Annotated in this window: 12 protein-coding genes; 1 reads left to right on the forward strand and 11 read right to left on the reverse strand. The window is 36.8% G+C overall.

The features are described from left to right. The 7 genes from ACY65O_RS20905 to ccoS form a co-directional block, all read right to left on the reverse strand. Positions 1–242: FixH family protein (locus tag ACY65O_RS20905; RefSeq protein WP_462222802.1), on the reverse strand; the 242-nt coding region annotated here is incomplete at its 3' end. 288 nt (positions 243–530) lie between these two features. Continuing rightward, positions 531–1637 carry a 4Fe-4S dicluster domain-containing protein gene (locus ACY65O_RS20910; protein WP_462222803.1) on the reverse strand — a complete coding sequence of 369 codons (1107 nt, stop codon included), beginning with the start codon at positions 1635–1637 and terminating at the stop codon, positions 531–533. Beyond that, entirely contained in the window at positions 1638–2012 is a 375-nt protein-coding gene (locus ACY65O_RS20915; protein ID WP_462222804.1) for a 4Fe-4S binding protein, read from the reverse strand. A 35-nt stretch (positions 2013–2047) separates the two neighbouring features. Then, entirely contained in the window at positions 2048–3268 is a 1221-nt protein-coding gene (locus ACY65O_RS20920; protein ID WP_462222805.1) for a cbb3-type cytochrome c oxidase N-terminal domain-containing protein, read from the reverse strand. A gap of 11 nt (positions 3269–3279) precedes the next feature. Continuing rightward, positions 3280–3471: a CcoQ/FixQ family Cbb3-type cytochrome c oxidase assembly chaperone gene (locus tag ACY65O_RS20925; protein WP_462222806.1), complete on the reverse strand. Its 192-nt coding sequence runs from the start codon at positions 3469–3471 to the stop codon at positions 3280–3282. A gap of 3 nt (positions 3472–3474) precedes the next feature. Further along, positions 3475–5610, reverse strand: a complete 2136-nt coding sequence (ccoN, locus tag ACY65O_RS20930) for a cytochrome-c oxidase, cbb3-type subunit I (protein WP_462222807.1) — start codon at positions 5608–5610, stop codon at positions 3475–3477. A gap of 3 nt (positions 5611–5613) precedes the next feature. Beyond that, positions 5614–5802 carry a cbb3-type cytochrome oxidase assembly protein CcoS gene (ccoS, locus tag ACY65O_RS20935; RefSeq protein WP_462222808.1) on the reverse strand — a complete coding sequence of 63 codons (189 nt, stop codon included), beginning with the start codon at positions 5800–5802 and terminating at the stop codon, positions 5614–5616. 234 nt (positions 5803–6036) lie between these two features. Between ccoS and ACY65O_RS20940 the strand changes: the two genes are divergently transcribed. Beyond that, positions 6037–6612: a fasciclin domain-containing protein gene (locus ACY65O_RS20940; RefSeq protein ID WP_462222809.1), complete on the forward strand. Its 576-nt coding sequence runs from the start codon at positions 6037–6039 to the stop codon at positions 6610–6612. A gap of 68 nt (positions 6613–6680) precedes the next feature. Here ACY65O_RS20940 and ACY65O_RS20945 read toward each other — a convergent pair whose 3' ends face one another. The 4 genes from ACY65O_RS20945 to ACY65O_RS20960 form a co-directional block, all read right to left on the reverse strand. Beyond that, positions 6681–7079 (reverse strand): group III truncated hemoglobin, encoded by a 399-nt coding sequence (locus ACY65O_RS20945; protein WP_462222810.1) that lies wholly within the window; start codon positions 7077–7079, stop codon positions 6681–6683. Between the two features lie 17 nt (positions 7080–7096). Beyond that, the gene (locus ACY65O_RS20950; RefSeq protein ID WP_462222811.1) at positions 7097–7522 is read right to left on the reverse strand and encodes a hemerythrin domain-containing protein; all 426 of its coding nucleotides are present in this window, start codon (positions 7520–7522) and stop codon (positions 7097–7099) included. Positions 7523–7628: 106 nt separating this feature from the next. Further along, positions 7629–8396 (reverse strand): ABC transporter permease subunit, encoded by a 768-nt coding sequence (locus ACY65O_RS20955; RefSeq protein ID WP_462222812.1) that lies wholly within the window; start codon positions 8394–8396, stop codon positions 7629–7631. Then, complete coding sequence (locus tag ACY65O_RS20960; protein WP_462222813.1) at positions 8393–9121, reverse strand: ABC transporter ATP-binding protein; 729 nt, start codon at positions 9119–9121, stop codon at positions 8393–8395. Before ACY65O_RS20960 ends, ACY65O_RS20955 begins: the two co-directional genes overlap by 4 nt. Positions 9122–9369 lie beyond the last annotated feature (248 nt).

The following is a 9369-nucleotide window of genomic DNA, read 5'->3' on the forward strand; positions in this document are numbered from 1 at the left end:
TTTCCTGAAAAATCTTTAGGAAAATAAATTGATACCTCTTTATCCTTTATTTGACAGCGTACATCTTCTGACAAAGCACTCACCCGATTGCCTTCATCAATCTTTTCCTGGTACTTTAATTCTTTGGCATAATAATCGGTAGTAACCAAATCCATTTTTTTTCCGGATGATTTAAACACCATAAACAAAATGCCGGCTATAAAAATGACGTAAACAAAAAGTATTTTATATCCCCAGTTCATAATAAAAGATTTTAATTTTTTGATAACCCCGCCTTCGATAAGCTGCTAATGACAGGTATTTTAAAAGGTTGATAAACAATTTTTTACAAAAATTGATTTTAGCCACAAAGGCTCGAAGGCACAAAGGAAAAAAGCTTTGCTTTTTCTCTACTTCCTGCCTTCGAGCCTTTGTGGCAAGATTTTTCGCAGCGAAGCTGAGAAAATTATTTCTTACTGTCATTTGCAAAGAAGATAAATTTTTTTTATTAGTGCCTCAGGCTGACAACCAGCATGTTTGTCTATTATTTATTAGTTATAAATTTCAGGCCCAATAAACTTAGCCGTAATAGTTTTTATTTTTTTTCCATTTTGATACATCCCAATTTGTAATGCTGTTTTCCAGCCTTTAACTTCATTACGATTAAGTATTACAAAAAACTGCAGCTGCTCATAATCTTCTTTTTTAACTGTTAAACTGCTGCTACCCACATATTCAATCTGGCCTTTAAAATTTTCCGGCTTTAAAGTAAACGGAATATTTTTATGCGTTTTATTAGTGAGTTTTAAATTGTACAGGTTACTGATGCGGCCGTCGGGCAATGTAGTGTACGTCATGCCTGCAGTACGCATTAACCTTGCATCTAGATCTGTACGGCTTACTAAAAGAAAAACTAATAGCGATATTAACAAAGCAAGCACTGCTGTATAAGCTTTTATCCTGGTTGTAAATTTTAATTTTACTTTTTTAAGAATACTATTTTCCGATGCATAGCGTATCAGACCTGTTGGTTTTTGAATGCTTGTCATTATTGCATCGCAGCTGTCGATGCAGGCGGTACAGTTTACGCATTCCAGTTGTGTCCCGTTCCTGATATCAATACCTGTTGGGCAAACACGTACACAGGCAAAGCAATCAATGCAATCACCTTTGGGAACAATTACTTCAAATTTAGCTGCTATACTTTTACAGGCGCCTTCCTCTTTGCAGTCGGTACATTTACAATCGTGGTCATCTGCTTTTTTAAATTTGCCTCTTGGTTCTCCACGTTGGTAATCGTACGCTACCACAATAGAATTTTTATCGAGCAATACGCCCTGCAACCTGCCGTACGGGCAAACCACAATACAAGCCTGCTCCCTGAACCACCAGTACACAAAGAAAAAAACAGTAGTAAAAATTAATAAAGAAATGAGTGTGCCGATATGTGCTGCAGGGTTTTGTAAATAGCCGAGCAACTCATCCATACTGATAAGGTAGGCCAGAAAGAAATTGGCAATAATAAAAGAGATACTAAAAAAGATGATAAATTTTATTACCCGTTTTTTAGTTTTTTCTGCATTCCACGGCATGGCCCTTAATAATTTTTGTTGCTGTGCATCTCCATCTGTCCAGTATTCAATTTTACGAAAAACCATTTACATAAAAATGGTTTGCGGGCAGGCCCAGCCGCAAAATATGCGGCCAAAAACCACTGTAAATAAAATAACAAAAACTACAAACGTAAGCATGGCAATGCCGAAAATAAAAAAGTCCTGCGGCCAAAAAATTAAACCAAAAATGATAAACTTCCTTTCCAGTATATTCAGCATTAACAGCGGTGCATCATTTACTTTTATAAATGGAAGCGCAAAAAAAATGATGAGATAAAAAATACTGAACCAGGTTCTTAAATTATATAATCTGCCAGTTGGTTTTTTTGGTGTAATAAAATTCCGTCCGCCTTCTTTAGTGATGGTGGCAACGGAATCCCTGAAACTCCCTTTTTTATCCTGTACAACAGTTTCTTCCATAATTATCTTTGCTGCATTTACTACTGCAGTTTAAATTATTGCTTTGCAGAATCTTTTACAATTACATTTACTGCATTTTTTATTAAAGCTGTACCAGGTTTTACTATCACAGCTGTATCTGGAACAAGCGTTTCTACATACATTTCTCCCTGTGGTAATTTGGCATTGGGCACTTTTATACCACGTATCGATTTTACATAACTGGCCAGCTGGCTTATTTCTTTAGGATTAAATTTTGTGCTCCATGCCTGCATCCCTTTATCAGGGTAACCGTTTTTTATAGTAGTATAAATATCATTTAATGAACCCTTATGCAACCAATATTCATCGGCTAAATTTGGCCCAACGCTTAATGGTTCCTGGCTGCCTGCGCCACTCTTGGTATGACATGCTACACAATTGGCTTCGAACAATTGTTGCCCGGTTGCAATACCTGCTGCATCTGCCATGGGCACTTTATTTTCATCTATCTTATCTTTATTTTTCGATTCAAAAACTTCAATTTCCATTTTTGCTTTTTGCATTTCGGCAGCATATTCTTCTGCAGGATTTTTACCACTGCCCAACACATGAAAATTTAAAAGGTACACAAACGCAATAACAATGGTAATAATAAAACCATACTTCCACCAGGGTGGCAAAGCATTATCCAGCTCTTGTATACCATCATAATTATGATCCAGCATTACATCGGCCTCCTGCGCTACCGGCACAGCTTTAGTAAATATTTTTTTATCAATAGTTGCCCACCAATTTTTTAATATGGAGATTTTTGCCGGTACCATTTCTTTTTGCGGCAGCAATTCGGCATAAACCCTTCTTATAGAAAATACTAAAAATAAAATGGCAATCACTTCTACAGCAATAACCACTGCAAACATGTAAAAATTTGTTGCAGACAATCCTCCATAATTGGGTAAAATTTTTACTGCATCTGTGGTAACACCATCATTGGCAAAACTTGCGGGTGAAATGAATAATAATGTAACTGCAAGTAATGCAGCCGCAGTTTTATTTTCTGTTTTATTTTTATCCAGCATTTGCCTGCTTAATATAATTAATACCTGGCCTAAGCCATAAATTACAAATGCCAATACTATCGTCATTATTATTAACAGAATAGCCAGTTGGTTATAACCTGAAGTTGGTGTTGTTACATCTGCAGCCGCTTTATCCTGCGCTACAGTTGTTGTTAACATCAGCAAAAAAATGGCAGCCAGTGTAAATTTTTTTTGTATTAAATTAATATACTTCATACTGATTTAATTTATTTGGTGGAGTTATTTATTTCTTCTTCATCAAAAGGAAGATTAGATAATTGTGTAACTGTTTCTTTGGCCATTTTTTTTACCAATACTAAAAGCACTATAAAAAAAATTAAGAAGATAAACAATGATATCATAGGATAGATATTGGCATTGTTCATTGTTTCGGCATATTGTTTTATGAATTTATACATGGTTTATCTGTTTGTAGTGGCGGTTTTATTTTTACTGATATCGGTGCCCAATCTTTGTATGTAAGCGATCAATGCAATTATTTCCCTGTTGGCAGGCACCTGTATGCCTTCAATTTTTAAATTGATACGGATACCATTTGCCTGTGCTTTTAAATCGCTGATGGCCTGGTATTCGTAACCTTTTGGATAAGGCACACCCAATGTTTGCATAGCTTTTATTTTTGCAACAGTTGTGGAAGTATCCAAAACATTATCAATCATAAATGCATAAGGCGGCATTACAGAACCTTCGCTCATAGAAGAAGGTTCCCGAAAATGGCGTAAGTGCCAGCCGTCAGATTTTTTTAAATTACCCACGCCTTCTCTTGCCAAATCGGGGCCGGTACGTTTACTTCCCCATTGAAAAGGATGATCGTAAATAAACTCTCCTGCTTTTGAATATTCACCATAGCGTTCTGTTTCGCTTCGGAAGGGCCTTATCATTTGTGAGTGGCAGGTATAACATCCTTCTCTAACATAAATATCTCTTCCTTCCAGCTCTAATGGTGTATAAGGCTTTACACTGCTGATGGTTGGGATGTTTTCTTTTATTAAAAATGTGGGCACTAATTCTATGATGCCACCAATTAATATTACCACTAAACTTAAAAGCATTAACTGCACAGGTTTTCTTTCTACCCAACGGTGCCAGTGCTCGCCTTTATGTTTTGCGTATTCTTTTTGCAATGGTGCCGCTTCTGCCTCTTCGTTAGCAACTAATTTACCCGACTTAACTGTTTTGTATAAATTATATACCATAAATAAAACACCACTTAAATACAGTAAGCCCCCTATAGAACGCATGGCGTAAAAAGGCCGCATGAATGTAACCGTTTCTAAAAAAGCATATTTTAATTTTCCTGCTTCGGTAAATTGTGTCCACATAGCATTTTGCTGAAAGCCTGCCCAGTACATTGGTATTGCATAAAATAAAATGCCGAGTGTGGCTAACCAAAAATGATTGCTGGCTAATTTTTTGGAATACAAAGTGGTTTTAAAAATTCGTGGAATGATCCAGTACAAAACACCAAAAGTGAGCATGCCATTCCAGCCTAATGCACCCACGTGTACATGTGCTACTATCCAATCGGTGTAATGTGCAATAGCACTTACGCTTTTTAAAGAAAGCATTGGCCCTTCAAAAGTAGCCATACCATAGGCAGTAACTGCTACCACCATAAATTTTAAGATCACATCATCCCGTACCCTGTCCCATGCGCCACGCAATGTGAGTAAACCATTGATCATACCGCCCCAGCTGGGGAAGATGAGCATTAAAGAAAATACAATACCCAACGATTGTGCCCAGTTAGGTAATGCCGTATATAATAAATGATGCGGCCCTGCCCAGATGTATAAAAATATTAACGACCAGAAGTGAATAATAGAAAGCCGGTAAGAATAAACAGGCCGGTTAGCCGCTTTTGGTAAAAAGTAATACATCAATCCCAAATAGGGCGTAGTTAAAAAGAAAGCCACTGCATTATGCCCGTACCACCATTGCACCAGTGCATCCTGCACACCCGAATACCAGCTGTAACTTTTAAGCCAGGTATAAGGCAGCTCGCCGCTGCGTACTAAATGCAACACTGCCACCGTAACAAATGTGGCAATGTAAAACCAGATGGCTACATACAAATGTTTTTCTCTTCTTTTAATAATGGTGGCAAACATGTTCCAGCCAAACACTACCCATATAACCGTAATGGCCAAATCAATTGGCCAGATCAATTCTGCATACTCGGCGCCCTGGGTTAAACCGATGGGTAATGAAATGGCAGCCGCAACAATTATTAATTGCCATCCCCAAAAATGTATGTTACTCAGTTTATCACTAAACATTCTTGCTTTACACAAGCGCTGCAAAGAATAATACACACCCATAAAAATACCATTGCCTACAAATGCAAAAATTACGGCGTTGGTATGCAAAGGCCGCAACCGGCCAAAGGATCCATACTGCGTAATATTCATTGCAGGAAAAACCAATTGCAAGGCTACCCAAAGACCTACCAGCATTCCTACAGCGCCCCATAACACGGTGGCGTAAGCAAAGTTTTTAACGATCTTATTATCGTAATAAAATTTTTCTACCTGCATATTTTATTTTTTGAGTTTTATTGAGTCGTTGTTTGTTGGTGAAGAGATCGGTTTTGTATCATCAAAAAGTATACGTACCGAAGGTGTGTAATCGTCGTCGTATTGCCCGGATTTTACACTCCACAAAAAGGCTGCTAAAAAACATATTGCCACCAGTATGCTTACGCCAATAAGAATAAATAATACACTCAAGGATTGTTGTTTTTTGTTGAAGTCAAAAATAGCAGGAGTGAAAGTGTACACCGATGATATTAATCAAACGGGAATGTGATTGAAATCATGTTTCGTTTAATACCCTTCTGCAATTTAAAATGACTGTTTTTTATTAATATTATCCTTATCATTTTTAATTGTGATTGCAATCATATTTAAAAAAAGAAGTGCACAGTATATTTAGGTATTATTTTATAAACCAAAAAAGAGCATATGAAAAGAACATTAAAAACTATTGCTGCCATTAGTTCACTTAGTTTTTTCCTGGCGTGTAATACAGCAGAAACTTCTGAAACTGCAACAACTGCAACTTCAACTGAAAACACTACTGCTGGTGCAGGACAATCGGCAGTGCAGGATGATCAGTCGGCAAAAAATGTAGTGCAGGTTGCTATTGGCAGTAAAGACCATACTACATTAGTGGCTGCAGTAAAAGCGGCCGACCTGGTAAATGCACTGAGCAATGCCGGACCGTTTACCGTTTTTGCACCTACCAATGCGGCTTTTGAAAAATTGCCAGCGGGCACTGTGGAGGGTTTATTAAAGCCAGAGAAAAAAGATGACCTGGTTGATATTTTGCAATACCATGTTTCGGTTGGTGTATTTAAAGAAGATATGCTGCAGGACGGGCAAAGTATTGGGCAGGTAAATGGGGGCAATATTACCATTACTAAAAAAGATGGAAAGCTGATGATAAATGGTGTGGCCAATGTTATTGCCACCGTGCCGGCATCTAATGGAATTGTTTATGTAATTGATGCAGTGCTGCTGCCACCTGCTGCAAAATAAAATAATGTTCCGTTAACAATGAGCAAATAAAATATTAAGCGCAGCAATTTTCATTGCTGCTTTTTTTATTAAAAAATATTATCCGCTGCAGAATATGCTGAAATAATTTTTATCTGCATAACTGTGGCAATACTCAGCGCCCTCTGTTTTGCAAGAGCTGCCGTTTTTCCTTTAAACAATTCATCTACCGTAGTATTGAAAAGTTGTAACCATTGTTTAAAATGCTGGGGGGATAAAGGTGCAATTTTGTGCAGGCTTTTATGTATTTCCATCGGGTTGCCTTCGTAAGCGCCTGTATAAAACAAAGCATTTTCCCAAAAATGATACATCACCGGCAAATGTTTTTCCCAGTTTGTTTGAATGATTTCAGTAAAAAAAAATCCTATAGCTTCATCTGTTTTTACTTTATTGTAAAAAGTATTTACCAGCAGTTGAATATCCTCTACAGTTTCTATATCTTTTTTCATAGGGCTGTTTTTGGTTTTTACAACACCAGTGTATTTAAAATTCCGGCAGGGCAGTGTTGTTGTATTAAGGGAAATAAAATTCTTTCTTCTTTGCGGATATGGTTTTCCAATGCTGTGCCCAGTATATCAAGTGTTACAGCAGGGTTTTCCGTTTTATCAAGCGATAAAAAAATGGTTTTTAAATACTGGTGTTCGTTTATTATTTCTTCCGTTAATTTTTCTATATCGCTGTTATAAGTTTTCACTTTCTGCAACATAGTTTCTTCCTGCAAAAAATGTTTTTCCAAATGATTGATATAAAAATTAACTGCATAAGCTGCTTTTTCATTGGGCCCGGTGGGCAGATTTTTATATGCCGGTGCACCTTTTTTTAATAGTTGTGCCAGTATTAAAGCTTCGTGATGATCCCTGGAAAGCGGTGCCAGTGTTTCGTGTCTTTTCATGTGTTTATTTTATTGATTTTACTCACATGGAACCTGGCTGCCGCCAGGCAGGTTCGCCAACAAATATTCCGGTTGATAATATCTCCTGTTATGGCTCATTTCATAATTACAGATCTTTTCGGTTAAATTTTCTTAACGAAAGCCATGTGGGTAATACTATCCAGATTATTAAAATTAAAAAAGATAACAGTACACCTGTTTGTGTACCGAAAAAGTTTTTAAAAATTGCACCTGTATATCCCATCAGTGCTGATATGTCCATTTTTAATAAAATTAAAATACGGCTCAGATCAATCGGGTTTAATGCACTTACCCCCACCATGGCTTTTTCTAAAGGGTAATCGGCAAATTGAAATAATAAAAACAATACTAATCCATCAAACAATAAAGAAAAATACAGCCACAATAAAATAGTAACACCAATGCCCTTTGCTTTATCCCTGGTAATTACCGCAGCCAGCATGGCAATGGCTACAAAAATTACTGAGAGCAACAAACCAGTGCCCAACATCATAAAACCGGTAGCAGTTGCTTCGTATAATAGAATAGGAATACCAGCACCAACAAAAAATGCTAACGCTAAAGAACTGGCCAAGCCGGTAAATACACTTAACCATATGGTTTTTCGTTTTAGGGGCTGGCTTACCATCAACTCTAAAAATTCGGCACTGTTGTACACATAAATAGCCGAAAATAAAATGCTTACCAGTGGAATAATTATTAAAATAATATTAAGTAAACTTAATAAGCCTTTAGCCGTATTATCTTCTACATTAAAAACAGTTAAAGAAATTAATAAGAGAAAAAAAGTATAAGCCAGCATAATTTTATTACGCAGTATATCGATGATCACATATTTTATAATTTTTTTCAACCCTTAATTTTAATCATTACGTTGGCAATTGCCTTAGATAATTTTTCCTGCCCGGTATCGGCCCGTAAATCTTCAATACTTTTATGAAAGATCAATTTGCCTTCCTGCATATAAATAACCTGTGTTACCAATTCATCCAGCTCACTTAAAATATGTGATGTAATTAATACCAGTTTACCTTCCTTTTTTTCGGTGATGATCTTTTCTTTTAAAATTTCGGCAGCTAACGGATCCAGCCCCGCCGTAGGTTCATCCAGTATCAACACCTCCGGGTTAAATAAAAATGCAAGTGCTGCACTTACTTTTTGCCGGGTACCGCCGGATAATGTCCGCATTCTTTTATCCAGTAATTCATTTAATTTAAATTGCTGTATCAACTCCTCATCCAACACCATATTTTTATGTTTACGTATATCTTTCATCATATCCAGCATTTGCCCAATCGTCATATTATCGGGGTAGCGGCCAATTTGCGGCATATAACCAATATGGGCACGGTATTGCCAGTCGTGTAAAATATTTTTGCCGTTAAAAGTTATAAACCCACTGTTGCAAACCACCATACCTAAAATACTTTTTATTAAAGTGGTTTTGCCGCTGCCGTTGGGGCCAATCAATGCAATGCACTCCCCTTTGTTACAGGTTACCGAAACATTATCTAATGCCTGCAGTTTGCCAAATTTTTTTGAAACATTACTTGCAATGATCATAACGGTATCTTTCAAATTTTTGCTTTGCCCCATCCCCGAAGGGGAGCAAAGCTTTTATAAATGATCTATAATTTTTTATTCATACTTGCACTAATTAACAGGCCTGCAAAAATTTTAAAGCCACCTACAATGGTAAGGCTTTCATTAAAGGAAAATCATCTTTTAAATTTTCTGGTGTAAGAGTAGGTAAGATTTTTTCTGTTTTCTCTAAAAGCGTTGTCATAAAACTTCTGAACAGCATCATGGCCGGTGGGTTTTGTTCG

The organism is Ferruginibacter sp. (assembly GCF_031430955.1).
Lineage (GTDB): Bacteria > Bacteroidota > Bacteroidia > Chitinophagales > Chitinophagaceae > Ferruginibacter.